20 protein-coding genes are annotated in these 20,290 nt (G+C 70.1%); 12 read left to right on the forward strand and 8 right to left on the reverse strand.

What is annotated here, in order from left to right; genetic code table 11:
• Window positions 1-96 precede the first annotated feature (96 nt).
• Both ACIRYZ_RS44075 and ACIRYZ_RS44080 read left to right on the forward strand, forming a co-directional pair.
• A complete protein-coding gene (locus tag ACIRYZ_RS44075) occupies window positions 97-663 on the forward strand; it encodes a hypothetical protein (protein ID WP_402954566.1) in 567 nt (188 codons plus the stop codon).
• A gap of 87 nt (window positions 664-750) precedes the next feature.
• The gene (locus ACIRYZ_RS44080; RefSeq protein ID WP_402954569.1) at window positions 751-885 is read left to right on the forward strand and encodes a hypothetical protein; all 135 of its coding nucleotides are present in this window, start codon (window positions 751-753) and stop codon (window positions 883-885) included.
• A gap of 200 nt (window positions 886-1,085) precedes the next feature.
• On the opposite strand, the gene ACIRYZ_RS44085 is transcribed toward ACIRYZ_RS44080, so the two are convergent.
• Window positions 1,086-1,343 carry a hypothetical protein gene (locus ACIRYZ_RS44085; RefSeq protein ID WP_402954572.1) on the reverse strand — a complete coding sequence of 86 codons (258 nt, stop codon included), beginning with the start codon at window positions 1,341-1,343 and terminating at the stop codon, window positions 1,086-1,088.
• A gap of 244 nt (window positions 1,344-1,587) precedes the next feature.
• Between ACIRYZ_RS44085 and ACIRYZ_RS44090 the strand changes: the two genes are divergently transcribed.
• The gene (locus ACIRYZ_RS44090) at window positions 1,588-2,886 is read left to right on the forward strand and encodes an erythromycin esterase family protein (protein WP_402954575.1); all 1,299 of its coding nucleotides are present in this window, start codon (window positions 1,588-1,590) and stop codon (window positions 2,884-2,886) included.
• A 405-nt stretch (window positions 2,887-3,291) separates the two neighbouring features.
• Here the strand turns inward: ACIRYZ_RS44090 and ACIRYZ_RS44095 are convergent, their stop codons facing one another.
• Window positions 3,292-3,804, reverse strand: a complete 513-nt coding sequence (locus ACIRYZ_RS44095) for a hypothetical protein (protein ID WP_402954578.1) — start codon at window positions 3,802-3,804, stop codon at window positions 3,292-3,294.
• Between the two features lie 697 nt (window positions 3,805-4,501).
• On the opposite strand from ACIRYZ_RS44095, the gene ACIRYZ_RS44100 reads away from it, so the two are divergent.
• Window positions 4,502-5,176, forward strand: coding sequence for a hypothetical protein (locus ACIRYZ_RS44100; protein WP_402954581.1), 675 nt, complete (start codon window positions 4,502-4,504; stop codon window positions 5,174-5,176).
• Window positions 5,177-5,512: 336 nt separating this feature from the next.
• Entirely contained in the window at window positions 5,513-5,836 is a 324-nt protein-coding gene (locus ACIRYZ_RS44105; RefSeq protein WP_402954584.1) for a hypothetical protein, read from the forward strand.
• Window positions 5,837-6,567: 731 nt separating this feature from the next.
• On the opposite strand, the gene ACIRYZ_RS44110 is transcribed toward ACIRYZ_RS44105, so the two are convergent.
• On the reverse strand, window positions 6,568-8,367 hold the full coding sequence (locus ACIRYZ_RS44110; protein WP_402954587.1) for an Ig-like domain repeat protein: 1,800 nt from the start codon (window positions 8,365-8,367) through the stop codon (window positions 6,568-6,570).
• 479 nt (window positions 8,368-8,846) lie between these two features.
• Between ACIRYZ_RS44110 and ACIRYZ_RS44115 the strand changes: the two genes are divergently transcribed.
• Window positions 8,847-9,467, forward strand: a complete 621-nt coding sequence (locus ACIRYZ_RS44115) for a hypothetical protein (RefSeq protein WP_402954590.1) — start codon at window positions 8,847-8,849, stop codon at window positions 9,465-9,467.
• 331 nt (window positions 9,468-9,798) lie between these two features.
• Here ACIRYZ_RS44115 and ACIRYZ_RS44120 read toward each other — a convergent pair whose 3' ends face one another.
• A complete protein-coding gene (locus ACIRYZ_RS44120) occupies window positions 9,799-10,815 on the reverse strand; it encodes a hypothetical protein (RefSeq protein ID WP_402954592.1) in 1,017 nt (338 codons plus the stop codon).
• Between the two features lie 410 nt (window positions 10,816-11,225).
• On the opposite strand from ACIRYZ_RS44120, the gene ACIRYZ_RS44125 reads away from it, so the two are divergent.
• From ACIRYZ_RS44125 to ACIRYZ_RS44140, 4 genes are all read left to right on the forward strand, one after another.
• Complete coding sequence (locus ACIRYZ_RS44125) at window positions 11,226-11,978, forward strand: TnsA-like heteromeric transposase endonuclease subunit (RefSeq protein ID WP_402954595.1); 753 nt, start codon at window positions 11,226-11,228, stop codon at window positions 11,976-11,978.
• A complete protein-coding gene (locus ACIRYZ_RS44130; RefSeq protein WP_402954597.1) occupies window positions 11,975-13,039 on the forward strand; it encodes a hypothetical protein in 1,065 nt (354 codons plus the stop codon). Before ACIRYZ_RS44125 ends, ACIRYZ_RS44130 begins: the two co-directional genes overlap by 4 nt.
• Window positions 13,040-13,239: 200 nt before the next feature.
• Window positions 13,240-13,608, forward strand: a complete 369-nt coding sequence (locus tag ACIRYZ_RS44135) for a hypothetical protein (protein WP_402954600.1) — start codon at window positions 13,240-13,242, stop codon at window positions 13,606-13,608.
• Between the two features lie 263 nt (window positions 13,609-13,871).
• The gene (locus tag ACIRYZ_RS44140; RefSeq protein ID WP_402954603.1) at window positions 13,872-14,756 is read left to right on the forward strand and encodes an IS630 family transposase; all 885 of its coding nucleotides are present in this window, start codon (window positions 13,872-13,874) and stop codon (window positions 14,754-14,756) included.
• 141 nt (window positions 14,757-14,897) lie between these two features.
• Here the strand turns inward: ACIRYZ_RS44140 and ACIRYZ_RS44145 are convergent, their stop codons facing one another.
• Together ACIRYZ_RS44145 and ACIRYZ_RS44150 are read right to left on the reverse strand one after the other, a co-directional pair.
• Window positions 14,898-15,704, reverse strand: coding sequence for a hypothetical protein (locus ACIRYZ_RS44145; RefSeq protein ID WP_402954606.1), 807 nt, complete (start codon window positions 15,702-15,704; stop codon window positions 14,898-14,900).
• A 308-nt stretch (window positions 15,705-16,012) separates the two neighbouring features.
• On the reverse strand, window positions 16,013-16,153 hold the full coding sequence (locus ACIRYZ_RS44150; RefSeq protein WP_402954609.1) for a hypothetical protein: 141 nt from the start codon (window positions 16,151-16,153) through the stop codon (window positions 16,013-16,015).
• Between the two features lie 84 nt (window positions 16,154-16,237).
• On the opposite strand from ACIRYZ_RS44150, the gene ACIRYZ_RS44155 reads away from it, so the two are divergent.
• Entirely contained in the window at window positions 16,238-16,732 is a 495-nt protein-coding gene (locus tag ACIRYZ_RS44155; protein ID WP_402954612.1) for a hypothetical protein, read from the forward strand.
• Between the two features lie 234 nt (window positions 16,733-16,966).
• Entirely contained in the window at window positions 16,967-17,557 is a 591-nt protein-coding gene (locus tag ACIRYZ_RS44160) for a DUF6875 domain-containing protein (protein ID WP_402954615.1), read from the forward strand.
• 249 nt (window positions 17,558-17,806) lie between these two features.
• Here the strand turns inward: ACIRYZ_RS44160 and ACIRYZ_RS44165 are convergent, their stop codons facing one another.
• Both ACIRYZ_RS44165 and ACIRYZ_RS44170 read right to left on the reverse strand, forming a co-directional pair.
• The gene (locus tag ACIRYZ_RS44165; protein WP_402954618.1) at window positions 17,807-18,763 is read right to left on the reverse strand and encodes a replication-relaxation family protein; all 957 of its coding nucleotides are present in this window, start codon (window positions 18,761-18,763) and stop codon (window positions 17,807-17,809) included.
• A gap of 327 nt (window positions 18,764-19,090) precedes the next feature.
• Window positions 19,091-19,978, reverse strand: a complete 888-nt coding sequence (locus ACIRYZ_RS44170) for a replication-relaxation family protein (protein ID WP_402954621.1) — start codon at window positions 19,976-19,978, stop codon at window positions 19,091-19,093.
• Window positions 19,979-20,290 lie beyond the last annotated feature (312 nt).

Below are 20,290 nucleotides of genomic sequence, written 5' to 3' on the forward strand. Positions count from 1 at the left end.
ACTCCCGTACCAGTGAAGTCAGGATGATCAAGAGATCGCAGAGTGACCCGATTTTGATCCGCCGTCCGTGGCCCTCAATTCACCCGTTGCCGACAGGTGAGCCTGATTGCACCGGCTTCGGCGGCGGCCGACGTTGCTGCGCCCACCGCGGAGATGGCCGCCGACGATCGGGCGGCCCAGGCGCGCGGCCTCAGGCAGCTGTACGAGTGGCACTGGTATGTGGCCGTCCACCTTCCGTCGGGCGATGAGAGCGGCGTCAAGGCGAGGAACACGCACGCCATGGCGGAGCTGCACCGGTGCTTCAACTGCTCCTTCCCGGTCGCCGGAGCGCCGCACAACTTCCCCAGGCAGGGGCAGTTCATCCCGCTCAAGGCATGCGTCGTGTTCTTCTGCAAGAACGCCCCCGTCAAGGCGTGGCAGGACGACGGCGGGCACTTCCATTTCATCGCGCAGAAGGGTCATTTCGATGGTGCCGGTTCCGAGGTCCATTTCTATTTCTGGACCGACAGCCACGGATACCTGCGAATGACCACCCGTGGCTACGTCACACACCCGTCGATTCCCGACGATCTCAACCGGGAAGGCGCCTACCAGATGTGGCACAACTTCGCTCTCAAGCTCGGAGAGCACCTGTGGGAGCGGTGTGGTTGGACCTGCCGGTAGGGCTAGTCCCAACGCCGTGTAGATAGGGTCTGCGGATGCCTGTCGCCTGGGGTCTCCTTCGCGACCTTCTCCTACCTGCGCCACTACATGTGGCACACGGTCTGGCGATGGGTTCAGCGGAAACACCCAAGACGGCCTGGAAACAGATCCGTCGCCACTACGGCGGTCGCGGGTCTTGGCGGGCCGGCGAGAACAGGGAACTGTTCAACCCGATCTCGGTAGGCACCACGCGCTACCGCTACCGGGGAACAGGTATCCCCACTCCCTGGCCGACCACGGGATGAGAACCACCGCCACGGGACCCCTTCGGGGCTTGTGGAGAGCCGGGTGCGATGCCAAGTCGCATGCCCGGTTCGGGAAGCGGCTCCGGGGAAACGGACCGGTCGAAAGACCGGAACCGCGCCCCGGGCCGACTTCACCAGCTACCGGCCGGGCGGGGCGTCCTCGATGGCGGCGAGCAGGCGGGCGTGGACGGCGACTGCGGCTTCGCGGGCGGCCTGGTCCGGGTCCTCCAACTGCGCGGCGATCAGCGCGGCGGCCGCGGCGAGGACCGGCACTGGGACGGTCGCCGATCGCAGGTGCAGGAGCTGGGCGGCCGCGAGCTCGCCGGGAGTGGCGGCGTCGCGGATGTTCGGGATCAGGGCGGCGATGCCGCGGGGCAGGGGCTGGGTGCTGGTCACCCGGCTCATTCTCCAGCCCGCCGGGTGCCGGTGATCACCACGGCCGGTCGTCCGGCGGCCCGGCGGGAAGGGTGCCGTGGTGTTCCCTGTCAAGTCCAGCGTGTTGAAGTTCAGAGGCCCTGAGCCTGCTGCCGACGGAGTGGCGACGACAGGGCCCTCGATACTGGTGGGCCCTCGTAGGAGTTCAACCCAGTGTGTTTTCAAGTGAGTTCGAGACATGGTTGTCGACTGCTAGGGTGCGATCATGGATCCCAGCCATCCGCTCAGCCTCGTTGAATGGACGACCCGTAACGCCGTCTGCCTCTCTGCGCCTCATCTCGATGCTCCACTTGATGAGCTGGCGGCGCTGCAGCACCTCATCGGTGACGCACGAGTGGTTGCTCTGGGAGAGAACTCTCATCAGATACGCGAATTCGGGCTGCTGCGCGAACGGATTCTGCGTTTCCTGGTCATGGAATGCGGATTCACCGTCTACGCCGCGGAGTTCGGGGCCGCCTCCGGTCGGGCCGTCGATGCCTGGGTACACGGTGGTGACGGCGACCTCGACGCGCTGCTCATGCCCCGCGCGGACGGCTATCCGGGCCAGTCCGCCGAGGGTCGCGACACCCTGAAGTGGCTGCGCTCCCACAACGCCTCAGCGCCGCACTCGGTCCGTTTCGCCGGACTCGACATTCCGGCAGCCGGCGGCTCGCTGGTACCCGCGCTGGAGCCGGTCGCCGCCTACCTGGCCGACGTCGACCGCGGCGCGGAGCGCTACGCCCGTACCGCCCTGGAACTGGCAGAGCCGCTTTCAGGAGGCTCGGGCCTTGCCTCCGCTTACGCCCGCCGTGCCCTCGCCCCCGAGCCCCAGGACCGACTCTCGGCAACGCTCGGCCGGCTGCTCAACCGCATCATGACCATGCGCGAGATCTACACCCAGCACAGCGGACACCGAGCCTACGAACGCGCTCTCTCGGACGTCTGGGCCGCCTGGCGCACCGACCAGATGCAGCGCGCGATGGCCGAACTGCTCAACGGCGCACCGGACGCCGCCGATCTCGCCGCCCGCGACCGCTACCTGGCCGACAGCCTGCTGGAGCTGCTCGACCAGTCCGTACCCGGCACCCGCATCGTGCTAGCCGCCCACAACGCGCACATCCAGCGCACCGCCAACCCCGATGGTGTCCCACTTCCTCGTGTCCCCATGGGGCACATCCTCGCGCAGGAACTCGGAACAGACTATGTGTCCGTGGCACTGACCAGCGGCGGAGGCCGGACTGTGCGGAACACGCCCGATCCGGCACACCCCGCCGGGATGCGCCAGTCCGCAACCGACGCCCCCGAGGCGACACCTGACAGCGTGGAGGCCTTGTTCTCCGCAGTGACCGAGGCACCAGCATTGGTGGACCTCTGCGCGCTGCGCGCGCACGCTCGGCACCACAGGCTTACGGAGCCCACCCGCATCCGCATGGACGACGGATTCCTACCCGTTGCCGCCCTGGACGCCTACGATGTAGTGGTCAACGTGCCGCGTACCACGCTCACGGCAGACATAAGCGAGTAGCGGGTCTGTACAGCCAGCGGACGTCCTCGGTGCGTCCGGCGTCGGCGGCCCACTCGGGCAGCGGCCTGTCCTGCGCGGCCGCGGTGAGCCGGCGGCTGAGCTCGCCGATCGCCCGCTGCCAGTCGTCGAGCTGACCGAACAGGCCGCGCACCAGATTGTCGAGGGCGCCGGCCGGGTCGGCCCCGAAGGAGCGCGCCTCGGTGGCGGCCTCGGCCAGGACGTCCTCGTCCAGGCCCTCGAAGGCGTCCCGCCATGACTCGGCCGCCCGCTCGAACTTCTCCAGCGCGGTGCGCAGCGTGCCTTCGACGGCGGCCGGTGACTACGGCGGTGGGGTGCGGGGCGGGCGGACGGCGTTGGACAGCACCCGCCCGGCGCCGGGGGCGAGCCCGCGCCGGGTAGTACTGCTCATCCGGCCGGCATCTCGGCGGTGGCGGCCCGGCTGGCGGTGGTGGCGGCCTCCAGCTCGGCGGCGAGGACCTCGAGTTCGCGGTTCAGGTCGCCGAGCACGCAGGACGGGAAGGCGGCGGCGAGCGCGCAGACGGCGATCAGCGGCATCCGCTCGCCGGGGTGGAGCTCGGGCAGGGTGCCGGTGGTGTGCGAGGCGCCGAGCACCACGTCCGCCGCCAGCGTGTAGCGCAGTTCCTCGGTCAGCAGGCCCTCGCTGCCCGGGATGATCTCGCGGCTGCTCGCCTGGGTGATCGCCCCGGCCACCCGCCCCAGCAGCCGGCTGTGTTCCTCCTCGCTCTGGCGGCCGGCCAGCTCGCGCACCCACGCGGCCGCCGCCTGCCCCGCGTCGGCGGCCCGGTGCAGCGCCGCCAGGTCGGCCGCGCGCTGCACCTGGTCCTCGCCGTCGTGGGCCTCGGCCTCGTCGTGGGCGCGGGAGTGCAGCGGCAGCGCGGACAGCGGAGAGGTCGTCATACCGGGTGCAACCGCCGTCGGGTCCGGCCGGTCACGGGCAGCAGCGGGTGCAGCAGCAGCGCGGTGCCTGCCTGCCGCCCGAGCAACGGCCGCTGGTGTAGCAAGGGCGCCCTTGCTGTACCACTCGGGGCAGCAGCCGGCGTGTAGCAAGGCTGTCCTTGCTGCACCCGCTGGCGGGCGGAGCTGCTCGCTGCCCGGCTGCGGCTGCGACTGCGACCGCCCGCGCAGCCGTGCTGCCCGTGCTGCGACAGCCGTCGCAACGCCGGGCGCCGGGGTGCGCAGGCGCCGGTGAATTTGCCGCCCATCGGGTGCGACGCAAACTCCCCACCCCAGGTCACGGCGGGTGCGAACGGGATCGCACCCGCCCCGCCGCAGGCCTCGGGCGAGCTGCTGCTGCACGGTGTAGCAAGGCGACCCTTGCTACACGACGGCGCAGCGCTGCGCAGCAGTCGGCCGTTGCGCATGCGCGGCGCGGGACAACCGGCTGCGCAACGGGGACAACCTGGCTGCGCGCCGTGCGGTGCGGGGACAACATCACCGGCGGGCGGGGTGCGCAATGCGGGACAACCTGTGTGTGGGCGGCCGGTACGGACTTTCGTGGCGCGGTGCGAAATCGTGGCGCTGACCTGCGAGGCGACACCCGTGGAAAGTCGCCCCGGTTCGAAACTCGGTCGCCGCACCTGACTACGATCACGCCATGCAAAGCGAACCGGGGCGAAATAGTGGCGAGGTGGCGCTGTTCGATCTGGACGGCGACCAGGCCGAGGGCGCGCGGTGCGAGGGGCCGGGCTGCGAGAACACGCTGCCGCCGCGCACCGGCCGGGGCCGGCGCCTGGTCTACTGCTCGCAGGCATGCAAGAGCCGCGCCGACCGGGCACGGGTCAAGGCCCGGACCACCGCAGCACTGCCCAGCCCCGCAGCACCCGCCGACGCTGACGCCGCGTCGCAGGAACGGCCCGAGGGGGAGCGGCCTGCGGCTGAGCCGCCAGTGGAGCGGCAGCGGGTGCTGGGCGCCGCCGACGCGATCCGCAAGCGCGCCGACGCCTTCCTGGCCGCCGTGGACGGCGACCCGATGAGCGCCCACACGGAGCTGGCCCGGGAGGTCCACACCCTCGCCTCGCTGCTGATCACCAGCGCCCGGGAGGTGCGGGATACGGTCCGCTGGCCCGGCCTGGACGCCGACGCCCGCACCGCGGCGCGGATTCGGGAGGAGTGGAACCTGCCGGACGCCGTGCCCGGCGGCCCGAATACGGACCGGGGCGATTTCCCGGCCCCGCTCCGGGGCAACGTCGACGCCGGTGAAGCGCACCGGTTCGAAATTGCTGCGGCGTCGGCGGCCCGCCCAGCCGTCCCGAATGTCCGGTCTCGGTGAAGTTGGCGAGCAACGCGCTCAACATGACGGATCGCCCGGAACCGTCTCCGGCAACATGGCGGACCGCAGGTCAGAGACTCGCACGGTTCAGAGAACCGCCATGATCACTGAGCTGGCAGCTTCCGAGCGCCGTCTCATCGAAGATGGCGGACCGCAGGTCACGGCGTCGGCCTCCGCCAACTTCGCCGAGACCAGACACCGAAAGCGCCCCGGGCCGAAACCACCGGTACGGCGGCCGGGACGGACGAGCGCGCACCGCTGCGCAGCGCGGTCGTCGACCAACCTGCGGCCCCGGTCGCTCCGGTCGCTCCGGCCGGGCTCCTTGACGAGGTGCCGGTGCCCGAGCTGGTGCTGGGCCAGGTCACCGGCTGGACGCCGCCCACCGACCGCGGCCTGGGCGAAGCACGCCGCGACTACGCCCTCGGCGACGGCCTGGTCCACCTCACCTGGCCGAGCACCCCTGGCGTCCAAGCCCTCGAAGAGCGCGGCCGTCAGGTCGGCTGGACCGAGGTCTACGACGGCCTCGGCAACTGGATCGCCCTCGTCGGCGGCCACCCGGTCGCGGACGCCGCCGACAGCGAACTGCTGCTGTCCGCCAACCCCACCGACGCCCTCACCCTGCTGCGCCTGGCACTCGACCGGGGCCTCGGGGACCAGTAGCCCGCAGGTCACGGAGCAGGCGGCGCCGGGCGGAACTTGGTGAGGCACACCCCGCACAGCAGCGGTCCCTGTTCGAAGGTGAAAGGCGTGATCTGAAGACGGCGGGGTGGCGAGCACTCCGCGCACACGACCGGGAACCGGTTGCCGGACCGCGGGCCACCGGATTTTCGGTGAGATTTGGCGCCACATGGTGTGATGGCGTGTTGTCATGCCGCTTTCGGAGTAATCGGGGTGTGTGGTCCGTTCGGCCGCCACGCTGTGCCTGTTGATCACGGATCGGGGCGTCGGCGATCCACCCGCCGACTACTGCCTGCGAGGTCGCCCCGGCCGGCACCGCGCACGCGGTCAGCGCGAGCACGCCTGCCAGGGCACGCGGCACGCCGCCGCGCGGATCACGCGGGTCCGGTACCTCTGCGAGAAGTGCGCGCAGTGTGCTGCTGCCGGGGATGGCGCCGCCTCCCTGGGGCGGTGTCCGAAACGTGGCTGGCCCCGCCGCTCGCGCGGCGGGGCCAGGACCTTCCATCTTTATCAGCCTTCTACGGTTAGTCGGTGAGGCGATGCTCGTCGTGGCCGAGGCCGGGTAAACCGCGCTCGCCCCGGCCGACTTGGTAGCCCTCGCCGTCTGCGAAGCAACTGGAGCGACGCGTAGTGCCCGCGTCCGCTGCGTGGGGTGTGGCAGCGGGCGCGGGCACTACGGGTTTACCCAGGGGCGGAGTGCCCGGTCGGGTGGGTTACAGGGTGCTGCACTGGCCCGCGCGGGCGCCGGTGACGGTGTTGGGGTGGCCGTCGTTGGTGGGGGGCGGGGTGTTGCCGAAGCAGGCCAGGGAGCCTGCGATGGTGTTGCCTTCGATCTCGGGGCGGTTGTCCTCGGGGAAGGGCCCGGTGCCGCTGTTGCCGGAGACCGTCACGGATCCGCCGATGTGGTTGCCGACGGCCTCTAGGCCGCCGGTGTTGTTGCTCAGCTGGACCGACGAGTGGATCTGGTTGGCGGCGCAGTGGTCGTCGCCGGGGTCGCCGATGACGACGAACCTGCTTGCTCCGGTGGTGGTGAGGGAGCCGGTGACGGTGGTGCCGCACACCCCGACCAGGGTGGAGCCGAAGGAGGAGACGCTGCCCTGGACGGTGGAGTTGTTGATGAACAGGGCGGTGCCCGCCCCGGCGGTGACGCTGCCGCGGACGGTGGCGCCGAGGATGCAGGTGCTCTCGCCGGTGGCGACGACGCTGGCCACGGAGCCGGTGACGGTGCGGGTGCAGTTGACCGTCTGGGTGGCGCTTTCCGCGGCGGGGGCCGGGTAGGTGGTGTCGCCGCTGTACTGGGCGGTCAGGTTGTGGCTGCCGGGCAGCAGGTTCGACCAGGTCAGGTGGGCCTGGGCGCAGTGGTCGCCTCCGCCGGGGGTCAGTGAGGCGGTGCCGAGGGTGGCGCCGGCGTCGGTGAAGGTGACGGTGCCGGTCGGGGTCGGGGTGGAGCCGCCGTTGGGGCAGACGGTGTCGGTGAGCGTAACCGGGTGCCCGAAGAGCGACGGAGTCGGGGAGGTCGTGAGTGTGGTGGTCACGGTGGGCGCGATGACCGGGGTGATCGCGACACCGAACGGCTTGGTGACGGGGATGGTGTCGGTGACGGTGTTGGTGGTGGTGTCGATCACCGACACGGCGTCCGAGGAGAAGTTGGCGGCGTAGGCGTGCTTGCCGTCGGGGTTCATCCCGAGCTTGAAGGGGCTGGTGCCGACGGTGACGGTGGTGGTGACGGCGTTGGCGGCGGTGCTGATCACCGAGACGGTGCCGTCGCTGATGTTGCCGACGTAGAGCTGGGTGCCGTCCGGGGTGATCGCGTTGCCGTACGGGTTGTTGCCGACGGGGATCGCGGGCCCCACCACGGTGTTGGTGGCGGTGTCGACCACCGACACGGTGTTCGCGCCGAAGTCGTCGATGTAGGCGTGGAGGCCGCCCGGGGTGAACGCGATACCCGAAGGCTGGGTGAAGCCGGTGATGGCGCCGGTGATGGTGTTGCTGGCGGTGGTGATCACCTGCACCTGACCGAGCCCGAGCTCGCTGACGTAGGCGTGCAGGCCGTCCGGGTTGACCGCGATGAACCGCGGATCACTGCCGGAGGGAAGGGGGATGTCGGCGCTGATGGTGTTGTTGGTGGTGTCGATCACCGACACGTCGTTCGGAAAGGAGGCGACGTAGGCGTGGCTGCCGTCCGGGGTGATCGCCACGGAAGTCGGGCGGTCGCCCACGGGCAGGGCGATGGTGGCGGTGACGGTGTTGGTGGTGGTGTCGATCACCGACACGTTGTCCGAGCCGCGGTTGGCGACGTAGGCGTGCTTGCCGTCGGGGGTGATCGCCACGTCGAACGGGTTGCTGCCGACGGTGACGGTCGTGGTGACGGTGTTCGTGGCGGGGTTGAACACCGTCACCGTGTTGCCGGTCTCGTTGGGGATGTAGCCCTGCTGGCCCGTGGCGGCCATCGCCGGGGACGGGGCAAGCGCCGGCAGGACCAGCCCGGCCGTCAGGGCCAGCCCCGCCACCACGGCCCGCACCCGCAACCACGGCCCGGGCCGGGGCCCACCGCTTTCGGACTCCGGACCGCAACCTGCGGGCTCCCCCGCGCAATCGTGTAGACGACGGGCCAGACGCATCGCTCTCTCCTCGCAACCGGCGCCACGGCCCCGCGCCCCGACAGCGAGATGCAAAGGCCCGAGGTCGGCAAAACCGTGAGCTGTGAAGAACCAGGAACAAGCGATGTATACGACGCACTGACGAGAAGTCAGCGAACCACGCCCGCATCACGGCCGAACGAGGGACCCCTGCATCAGGACCACTGGCCGACTGGCGGCAGCACCCGCCGTCGACCAGCCAGACCGGGGCCGGTTGCCTCACGTTCCGGACCGGGGCGGCGGGGGCGAGCAGCTGCTGCTCGGCGACCTGGGCGGGCAGCAGCCGAGGCGGCAATCGTCCACGAAATTCGCCAGGTCCACCGGGAGACCGGGGCGCCTACGGGGTTCCGAGGATGCACGCGGAACTGCGAGCCCAGGGCCGGGAGGCCGGCCGCAAACGCACCCGCCCCGGCACCAAACCCCTCGCCCCGGAGCAGCAGGCCGCCAAGGCCGAACGCGACCACCAGCGGCTGCTGCGCCGCCTCGAGGCGGTGGAGGACGGCTCCGCCGCCTACTGGAGCCCGCGCCCGTACCCGTTCGCGGGGGTGTCGGCCGGCAACTACCACCTGGCGCTGCCGGTGGTCGCCACCACGCTGCAGCTGCTCGACGCCCACGGCGCCGACGCTGCGGTGTGGCGGCGCTTCGGCCGCGAAGGCTGGCACACCCTCACCGCCGCGCTGGACAACCCGGACGGCGACCGGCTCCTCGCCATCGAGCGCCGGACCGCGGCCGCCGCCCGCCGCGCCCGCGAGCAGGCCGAGCGGGAGGCGAGCCGCCCCGCCTGCACCCGCTGCGAGGCGAAGCTCACCGACGCGGAATGGGAACGGGCCCGCTGGGGCGAGCGGCTGTGCACGCCCTGCCAGAAGGAGGAGTCCGACCGGAAACGGGCCCAGCTTGCCGCCGCCGAGGCCGAAGCCGCGGCCGCCGAGGCCGCCAAGGCGAAGAACGCCCGCCCTTGGTGGCGCCGCTCCTGACCCCCGTCAGTTCGGCCAGCACTGCAACGCGGGGTGCAACACGACTGCAACGCGCCGGGCGCCCGGCCACCGTGTTGCACCCCTGACCTGCGAAAACATTCATTGATCGGGCCCACGGGTAGCACGTGTTGCACTCCGTGCGCGCGTTGCACCCGGCCCGGCCGCTGTGACCTGCTGTCCCTTGCCACCGAACCTTGACCGATTGCCACCGAAGGTTGACGGGTGGCGGTTTGTGTCAGCGAAAATCGACCACCCAGGTCAGGACCGTCGAGTGGGCCTCCGTGCACTGTGCCCGGGACACGGTAGATGTCACCGTCCCGTCTCCAGGTGGTCAGAGCAACAAGCAGCCCAGCCAGCTGGAGGGGAACCAGCCCTCCAGGGAGCGCAGTTCGGGTTCGGTGGCGGGATGGGTTGCCAGGATGGCCTGGCGCGCCTCGCCGCCCCCGCTCAGGGTGTTCAGCTCGCCGCCGGCGGCGGCCAGCGTGATCGTGAGGCCGTCGCGCTGCAGGACGTATCGGTTCGCTCCGTCGGACCACAGCCCGCCCGGCTCCGGCAGGCAGGGGGTGAGAGGGCTGGTGGTGAGATTCTCGCCGTCCGCGGACAGCATCGGGCGGCCGCAGGGGTCGCTGTAGCCAAAGGAGACCGTCTCGACCGCGGCCTTGTCGAAGCCGTCGCTGATTCCGCCGGTGTTGGCCAGGTCCGCCTGGTCACTGAGCACGAAGACCGCCCGATGCCCATCCCAACTGATCCCAGTGACCAGCACATCCGCCGAAAGGACCGGATGCAGCAGGGACCGGGACGGGATACCGGCCCCGCGCAGCAGGTCCTGGACCCCCACCTCCCGCTGCATCGCCCGCAGAGGGAACGCGAGCACGAACACGCCCAGCAGCGTGCCGACGGCCGCCAGCAGGGCGGTGCGTGAGCGCAGCACCACGGCGCCGGCCAGGGCAAAGGACGGGAGGGCGAACACCAGCACGCTCAGCAGGCCCGGACGGAAGGGCAGCAGAAGGGCCAGCCCGTGGGTAGCGGCGAGGTCGAGCGCCATCAGCGCGGGCGCCAGCAGCCAGCACCACCGGGGAGCGGACGGCCGCAGGGCGTGGACACTGGAGAAGAGCGCGGGTATGCCGACCGGGAGCGTCACCACCAAGTGCAGGATCGCGTGGACGCGCCCGCTGTCCTCGGCGTCGAAGTGCTGGACGGCGCTGCCGATGGCCACCGAGGCCAACGAGGACAGGGCGAAAGCCGCACCGAGGGTGACGACCTGCCGGCGCCGGTTCGAGGTCGGACGAACCGGTGCGCGCCCCTGCGCTGTGACCGTGTACGGATTGTGCGGTTCGACCGCGGCCATCGCTTCCCCCTGGCGTTCGATGCCTTCGAGCCATCAGTGGGACGAGCGCGTGCCGATCTTGGTTGCGGCAGGCGGACGGGTGTACCGCGAAGTCTCGAGAATTCCCTGGCTCGTTCCGCCGAACGCCTGGCGGCCGTCCTGCGTCGGAAGGTCGTGGCCCGTGGTTCCAACTACCGTCCGTGCAGGTCGCCGGCACGACGCGCGGCGACTGACCTGGGCGGTCAACCTTCAGTGACACAAACCGTGCAGTGGTCAAAGTTCAGTGGCACACGGTCAAGGTTCGGTGGCACGGGACACCACCGCCCGCTGACCGCTCTCACTCAATCGAGTCGTTTACTCAGCGAACCCAGTCGTTCGGCCTTCCGTCTCAGTGAACCTAGTCGTGTAGGTGATCGCGCTGGGGGTGCTGGGTGGCTGTACCGGCTGGGGTGGATCTTGCATGGCCGTACGTCGAGTTGTCGTACGTGGACTCCGTACGCGAGCGACAACGGCGTCCGCTGCTGGACTGCGTGACGACCCGTTTCGAGGACGTGGCACCGGTGCGGCCCTTTCGGTGGTCTCGCGGTGAGCGTCACTTCGCGGGCTGGTTCTGGGCGGCGACGACTGGGCAGCACGTCGGCTTCGAGTCCTGGTTGGAGCGGGATCGGCTCCTGCTCATGGACTTCGACCCGAAGGTGGCCGGGATCGCCTCGCAGCCGTTCTGGCTGTATTGGCACGACGGCGAACGAGAGCGTCGCCACGCCCCGGACTACTTCGCCCGCCACGCGGATGGCTCGGCGGTGGTCATCGACGTCCGCGCGGATGAGCGGATCGAGCCGAAGGACGCGGAAGCGTTCGAGGTGACGCGGCTGGCCTGTGCTCAGGCTGGGTGGGGGTTCGAGCGGGTCGGGACGCCGGAGGCGGTGCTGCTGGCGAATGTGCGGTGGTTGTCGCGCTACCGGCACCCACGGTGCCTGCACCGCCCGGTTGCCGATCGGCTGCGGGAGGTCTTCGCGGAGCCGAGTCCGATGTTTCCGGGGGCCGACGTGGTGGGTGACCGGCTCGCGACGCTGCCCACCCTCTTTCATCTGCTCTGGCTCCAGGAACTGGTCTTCAAGGGGCTGTCGGTCGAACTGATGGGACCGCGCACGGTCGTGAGCTTGGCCGGCAGGGGCGCCCAATGAACGGGACGGGGCGGAAGGTTCCCCCCACGGCCCGGATCGCGGAGTTTCCCGAGACGGCGGCCGAACAGGCCCGCTGGTGGGAGGGGCACATTCTCGAAGTGCTGCACGGCCTGCCGTTGGACGCTTCCGAAGGAGCGGTGCCGCGGCCGGAGTTCGATCCGAGACGGAACTCGCTGGCTGAGCGTGAGCGAGTCAAGGCAGCCGAGCTGACTGCGGCCGGGCACCCGGTGACAGCCAGCGGGATCAAGCAGCGGCGCCAGCGCTATCAGCGTGACGGACTGATCGGACTGGCCGACGGCCGGTCGGCCAAACAGATGCCCGCCTTCGGCATGGTCGATGCAGCGGTGGTGGAGGCGATGCGGCAGGCGATCAGCGAGACGGTCGAGGACTCGTCGAAGACGATCGGGTTCATCGTCTGGCGGGCCAAGGAGATCCTGGCCGGCCGGAAAGATGCCGCCCATGTCGAGGTTCCTTCCCGGGCCACCCTCTACCGGCTCTACAGCAAGCTGGCGACCGGCACTCATGCGACGGGCTCGGCCCGCACACGCCGGTCGGTCAACGCACGGCCGCCCGGCCCGTTCGGGGAAGTGCCGGCCACTGCGCCGGGCGAGCTCATGCAGATCGACTCGACCCCGCTGGACGTGCTGGTGCGGCTGGACGACGGCATCGCGGAGAAGGTCGAGCTGACCGCGATGGTCGACATCGCGACCAGGTCGATCACCGCGGCGGTGCTGCGGCCGACGACGAAAGCAGCCGACGCCTCCGTGCTGCTGGCCCGCAGCGTCACCCCGGAGGCGATGCGACCGGGCTGGTCAGAAGCCCTGCTGATGTCCCGTTCGGTGCTGCCGCGCCGACGGCTGCTGACCTTGGACGAGCGCCTGGAGCAGGCGGCGGCACGGCCGGGCCGGGTCCACGGGCCACGGCTTGCCGTCAGTCCTCGCAGGTCAACGCGATCCGGCCCGACTAACTTCGTTGCGACAGGTCACCCGCGACCTGCGCCGGTGAGTTTCACCCCGAGGCCGGTGAGTTTGTGGGATCTGTCCAGTTCAGAGGCCGGTTAGAACGGGACCGGGCAAACTCACCGGCTGAGCAGAGCCTCCGGCAGGGCGACCCCCCCGGCTGGTCAGGGCGCCCCACCTGCCCCGCTGCGCATTCGGCCGGTCGGTGCCCGACCGTCCACGGACGAGATCTCTGATTCGTCCGCGCCGGGAGCGCCGCCTGCCCGAGACTGGCGTGCATCCGAGAGGTGAGGAAGACGTTGATGAGCGACTGGCTGGTGTACGAGAGCGGCGAATGGACCGCCCTGGCCAAGGACCCCGTCCCGGACGACGGCAGCGGCGACTGGTACGCGAACCTGAGGCAGGCCGGGTTCGAACGGTGGACCAGCTCCAACCCGCACGCAGGCGAGTGGACCGGGGAGGAGCTTCCGCTCGAGATGACGGTGTATCACCGTCACCGTACGGTGCCCCGCTTCGCGATCGACCTGCAAGGCAACCAGGACGGCACCATCCTCACCGCCTACGCCGCAGAGCTGCCCGACGTAATGGACCTGATCGCCCGCTGGGCGCCGGCCGTGCAGGCCTTGGCTGCGGCCGCCCTCAGCACCCATCCCCAGGACGGCGGCCGGTGAGCGCCCGCCGGTTCACCAGCGGCAGGGCGGTGCTGGCGGCCGCCGCGCTGCTCTGATTAGCCGTTCGAGGGTGGGAGCGTGGGACTTTACGCGACCGCTGACAGTCAGACAGTGCGCGCGTGCTCGCCGAGTTGTAGTTCCAGCGAGAGCCTGGTCGATTCCGGAGGTATGGGGATGACGGCCATCCCGCCCGAGCGACCCGGGAGCGAACACGGCAGGCTACAACCTGCCGTGATCCACTTCTCCCGATCGGCTCGCCTGCCTTGCCCGTTACCCCGGCCCGCCCGGTAGCCCTCACAACCGCCGAACGCCAGCGGCTGAAGAAGTTGGCCTACGGCCATAAGACCGAGCACCGGCTGCGGCTGCGCGCGCAGGTCGTGCTGCACGCCGCGCGCGGACGCTCCAACGCGCGCATCGCCCGTGAGACGGGACTGCACCTGGACACCGTGCGCACCTGGAGGGGCCGGTTCGCCGAGCACGGCCTGCCGGGTCTGACCGACCGCAAGCGCACCGGCCGCCCGCGCATGTTCAACGCCTTGCAGAGCGCCCAGGTCACGGCGCTGGCCTGCCAGCTGCCCGCCGAGAGTGGGGTGCCGCTGGCTCGCTGGTCGGCCCCGGAGCTGGCTCGCGAGGCCATCGAGCGGGGCATCGCCGCGTTCGTGTCAGCCTCCACCGTGCGCCGCTGGCTGGCCGAGGACGCACTCAAACCCTCGCAGTACCGCTCCTGGATCTTCATTACCGACCCGCAGTTTCGCCCCAAGGCCCAGCGCGTGCTGGGTTTGTACGCCCGCACCTGGCAGGGCCGGCCCCTCGGCGACGACGAGTACGTCATCAGCGCCGACGAGAAAACGTCCATCCAGGCCCGCTGCCGCTGCCACCCCACCCTCGCGCCGGGCCAGGCCCGGGCGATACGCGTGAACCACGCCTACGGGCGCGGCGGCGCGCTGGCTTATCTGGCCGCCTACGACGTCCAGCGGGCCAAGGTGTTCGGCCGCACCGAACCACGCACCGGCATCGACACGTTCATGAACCTGGTCACCCAGGTCATGAGCCAGGAACCCTACGCCAGCGCCAGACGCGTGTTCTGGGTCGTCGACAATGGCTCCTCGCACCGCGGGCAGAAGCAGGGGTGTTGCAAAGTCCGGTGATCTCGCGAGTTCGCTGGTCAGGCAATGCCCGGGAGGTCGAGCGGGCGGGTGAAGGGCTCGTAGGAGGCGTGGCGGAGGCCGGCGGCGATGGTGCGGGCTCGCGCGGATTGTTCACCGGTCTCGACAGCGCCGGAGAGAACGTCAGACGTGCCCGCGCAGCCGGACCAGGACCGTGTCGCCGGGAAGTGAGGCGAGGTACGCCTCACTGCCTGGCCACACGGTGGGCCCCGGCCGTTCGTGGGGGCACTGGCTCGGGTCGCAGGTGGCGTGCACAGCGTTGCTGCCACCCTCCAGCCACCAGCCGTCGAGGGTGAGCACGTCCGTGCTCGGCGGGTACGGCGAGGTGAGCCGGCGGATGTAGGCATCGCGGTCGCCGTCGTGGGTGATGACGGGGTGTTCCGCGGGGTTGGGGAAGCTCAGGTTGCCCCGGCGGAGGCTGTGGGGGTGGTCGAGGAACGCCCGGATGAGCGGCTGGTTGCGGTAGGCGGCGAACATGTTGTCGCCCCGGCGGTCGTCCGGGAAGGCGTCGGGGTCGTTCCACCAGCGGTCCACGAAGTCCGCGAGCGGTACGGCGGGAGGGTGGACGGCGGTCAGGCGGTGCCAGAGGTCCCAGGAGGCTGCGGCCGCGCGCTCGGATGCGGCGAGCGGTTGTGAGAAGTCGAGCAGGGCGCGCGGTCCTCCGGCGCAGACTCCGGGGGCGTTGGGGCAGGGCGTGCCGTCGTAACTGGGGTCGTCGTGGACGAGCCTCGGGTCGTTCTCGTGTCCGGAGACGACGGTGAACCCGGTGCCGTCGCTACCTCCGACGATTCGGCGCGAGTCCCACATGCCGCGGTCGACCGGGTTGTCGTCCGTATCGAGGTAAAAGGGGGCGAGGGCCTCGTCGAGCGCCCCCTGGATGTCGTCCGCGGCCTTGGCCGGCAGGCAGACCGTCACTCTCACACTGGCCATCCACCCCTCCTTGGTGTCCACGATGTCGCCGTGTCGGCGGACAGCATTGCACGCGGGCCGGCCCCCTGTTCCTCTGGCTCCGCGAGCCCGCCGAACAACGATCTGCCGGTCCTGCCGGACGCGCCTCAGCGAAGGCGGACGGACCGGCGAACGCGCTCAATCCGCTCGGCGACCTGCGCTGCCCGCTTCGTGCAGTGGCGATTCATGGTCGGTCAGAGTGGCCATCAGAGTCCCCGGGACAGGTAGGTTGCAGAGTCGGGTCTGTCCAGCGAACGTTCTTTTTACAGACCCTCGGCGCACGATGGCGATCACGCCCATGCCGGCCTCGGCGCACATCGACACGAGGCGGGGCGGAGCTTGCCGGTGGAGATGTGGGAGATCCACTGGGAGTCGAAGTTCTGCTGGACCAGGTAGCCGCCCCAACTCGTTACCTGCGAGGATACGAGCACCGCATCGCTATGCGTAGTCGCGAGCAATGGCGGGTGGTACATCGACCGGGTGGGAAGCAAGCGAAGGCATTGGGTGGCGACTGCGTGCTGACCGTACGGATGAACGACCGCGCGGCGCGGCTGTTGCGCCCGCCGCTCGGGGTGGACCTGGCGCCAGAGCTGAGGCAGTTGGCTCGGCGCGGAATCGTCCAGCGGGCGGGCGCCGTGATGTTCGCCGGACGGCAGGGGCGGCCGGGGCCGGAGCAGCTGGGCGACCTCACGGGATGGGAGTGCGGGGTCAACTGCTTCCATCTGGAGGACTTGGTGCCGGTCCCAGTGCGGGTGGCGGACGGACAGCCGACGATCGACGCCCACTGCCAGCGCGAACTGCTTCAGCAGGGGCTGACCCTGGCGTGGGAGCTGTGCGAGCTGGGCCGGGGTCTGCCGGAGCCGGTCGCGCTGCGGTGCATCGCGAGCGTCAGCGACAGCAGCGGGACGTTCCGCTTCCACCGGATCCGGCCGGGGCAGGAGTGGCTGCACCCGGATCTGGACGGGTACCTGCTGGATCGGGTGGTCGTGGTGGAGAGCGACCTGTCCTGACGGACGGTGAGCCCGCAGGCGTGATCGTGTTACGAGTTCCGACAGGGCATTCCAGCGCGGCGGTGACGCCCAGCGCCCGGTCCAGCTCGGCCATCCACAGCAGGCCACCGTTCTCGGTGGGTGCCCGCTTTCTCTGCGGGAGCTGCGCCGGTCAGAAGCCCGATGGCGCGAACGCGCCCGCATCCACAGTGAGAGAAGTGGTCAGGAGTTGGTGCTGACGGCGTCGAGCGTGCGGTGCTTGGGTGGGTTAGGGATTTTATCACCCAGCCCCACCCGGACCTTGAGTCGGGAAACCCCGAATCGAAGAAGGTCGTGTGCCCGTTCATGCCGGGTTCTCTCGAGCTGGGCCTTACATGGTTTGCCCTAGCAAGTGACCCCATCCGGAGCCCCGTAGACGTCATTGATGCCCTGGCCAAGTACAAGGACCTGATCAAATCAATTCCGCCTACGTCTGGGCGAGAGGCGCGCTACAAGACGATCATCGTTGTCTTTCCTATGGTCAGCTCTGAGGCGGCGTCAGAATTTATCGACGGCGTCCATGGTAAGGTGGCTGGTGAATATAGGGCGGATGGATTAATGCTGGGGGAATTCCATCCAGGGAATGGGAAATGTGGGGCTCATAATCCAGCCTTCTTCCCGCTCCGGAGCCCTGTGCCGGCTATGGCTGTCCGGCTCATGGTCGCTCGGGACCATGTATTCCTTGCTAAGGATTCCGGCGATCCGCTAAAAGACCTTGAGAATGCCAAAGCTTATGGCGATGCGATGAATGCGATGGACCCGCCGCCCTCCCAGTCTCCTCGAGCAGCTCGAGGCCATCGTCCGTAGGGCGGCGGAGGTTCCTCCGGACTGAACGGTCCAGAACTGGACCCCGACGCGATCCTCCCGGGAATGCCCAGTTGCCAACCTTTATGCCCGTCCCAGGGCGGGCGCCGATACCTTGGTGGCCCGGTCACAGCGGGTAGCGTCGCGGGTTAGATTACTGGGGGGAGCGGGCCGGATACGTTGAGGCCCGCCCTGGGCCTCCCAGGGCGGGCAAGGTACGCCGGTATCAGCGTCGGTCGGGCTCGGTGCCGGTCAGTTCCACCAGGGGCCCGGTCCGGCCTCGAGGTCGGCGATCGGCCACCACACGTCGGCGCCCGGTCCTTCCTCCTCCAGGTCCTCCAGCTTGGCGACCATGGCCGGGACGGTGCGCAGCATCTTGGCGACGTAGCGGGTGCGGGCGATGAGTTCCAGGTCGTCGGCGCGGTGGGCGAAGCCGGCCTGGCCGGTGCCGGTGAGGACGAACAGCAGCCTCGGGAAACGCACGTAGCGGCGTTTCCACAGTGGCACGCCGCCGTCCTGCGCTTCGATGGTGCCGGACCGTACTCCGGCCGGCAGTGGCGCGGTGGCCCAGTAGCGGGCGTAGGCGTTGAGCTTGGCGGCCAGCTGCGGCCCGCCCATGGTGCCGCGGTCGACCTCGACGAACGCCAGGTTGGTGACCCGGGCCCCGTCCGCGCCGGTGCGGCTGTAGTAGAGCAGGCCGTCCGGGCGCACGGTGCCCTCGCGGCCCTCGGCGAAGCGGTGGGCGATCTCCGGGATGAAGTCGAACGGCCCGTAGGAGTCGCCCCGGCGCCGGGCGTCGGCCAGGAAGGTGAGGTGGGTGCGCACGACGGCGAGCTGGTGCCACAGCGTGTACTTGAAGGCGCCCTTGTCGCCGGGCGTCCTCGGAGCGGGGATGTCCGCCAGCTCGGGGAACGCGCCGGCGACCCTGGTCCCGTGCTCGGTCAGGAACCAGCCCCTGGCCCGCCCGGACTGCGGCAGGACCAGCTCCTCCGCCAGGCCCTCCTCGCGCAGCCGGCGCAGGCGCGAGCGCATCTTCTCGATCCCCGCGTCCGGGGCGGTCAGCCGGCGCAGCTGCTCGGCGGTGGCGATCCGGAACTGGAACAGCGCGGCCATGACGGCCCAGGTGATCTCCACCTCCCGCGCCTCGCTGTCCGGCTCCGCCCCGGTCCTCGCCCTGGACTTCGTCCTGGCGCCGTCATCCTTCGTCATCGCAGAGGTTCCCCCCGGCCGAGCGAGGAGCCGGATGCTCCACGCGGTCGCCGAAGGCAACCCCGCGAACCTTGGCGGATCCCTTGGTGAACAGCCCCCTTGGCCACAACGATCACGTAACGGCCGCCACCAACGTTGATGCCACGACGGGCCACCAACGTTGGTGGATTCCTTGATGGTCCGCCCCGCAACCTTGGTGACCCCTGAGCACCTTGATGCCCAGGGGCGGACACCTTGATGACGGCACCCGGATCCCTTGATGGCCACGGCGGGCACCTTGATGGCTGGGCAGAACACCTTGATGGCGCCAGCCCCGCCCGCTGCGTCCTACAGCTCCCAGGCCCCGCGCAGGGGCCGTGTGTGGTCGGTGAGGGTGTGCCAGACCGCGGCGCTGGTGCCGTGCTGCTCCAGATCGTCCAGGCGGGCCGCGCCGGCCCGCACGGTCCTGAGCATCCGGGCCACCATCGGGCTCGTGTCGGCGATCGACTGGAGGTCGCGGATCCGATGCCGGGCGGCCTGCTCGCCGGTGTCGGCCAGGACGAACAGCAGCCGCGGGAAGACCGGATACCGCTGCTGCCAGGCCGGCAGGACGCTCTGCCCCGCGACGGTACGCCGCAGATGCACCGGCACAGGGTGGTGCTCGTGGAAGCGGGCGTAGCCGATCAGCTTGGCGGCGAGCTTCTCGCTGGCCATGGTGCCGCGGTCGACTTCGACGAACGCCCGGCACAGCCTCCGGCCGCCCGCGACCTCGGTGTAGTGCAGCAGCCCGTCGGGGATGACCGCACCGCCTTGGCCTTTGCCGTAGCGGTGGTAGACCTCCGGCAGGAAGTCCAGCGGCCGGCACTCGTCCCCGGCCGCTCTGGCGCTAGCGACGAAGGCGGCCTGGGTGCGGGTGACGGCCAGGATGTGCCCGACCCGCAGCCTCGCCTCGGTCTTGTCCTCGGACAGCGGCGGGGAGGCCACGTTCTCCAGTTCCGGGAAACGAGCGGCGATCCGCGCGCCCCGCTCGGTCAGGAACCAGGCCCGCAGCCGTCCGGCCTGCGGCAGGACGACGTCCTCGACCAGGCCCTCGTCCTTTAGCCGGCGAAGGCGTCGGCGCATCAGCTCCGGCTGGCTGTCTGGGGTGTGCAGGACGCGCAGCTGCTCGGCCGTAGCCATCCGGAACTGGTACAGCGCGGCCACGACCTGGTGGTCGATCTCGGGCGGCATCGCCATCACGGGCTCCTCAACGTCGGTGCCCGCCGCCCCGGTGGCGGCGAGCACCCGTAGGTAAGCCCGCGGTTCTCACCACTTTTCTTACCAAGATCGGCCGATCCGGTCACGATCCGACAATGGGTGCACTAACCGGTGCGACAACCGGTGGTGTGAACCGGTGGCCGCACCCTCTCGCCGGATCGCCCTGTTTCCGGATGAAAGTGCAGGTCAGCAGCCATGGTGAGTGGCCGTCAAGGCGAAACTCACCACCCCGACAACCCTCTCCTTCCCCTTCCTGTCCTTGGCTTTGTGGGTGGTGGTTGGCTGGTTGGG

The sequence above is a fragment of the Kitasatospora sp. NPDC101155 genome (assembly GCF_044768305.1).
In the GTDB taxonomy this organism is placed as follows: Bacteria; Actinomycetota; Actinomycetes; order Streptomycetales; family Streptomycetaceae; genus Kitasatospora.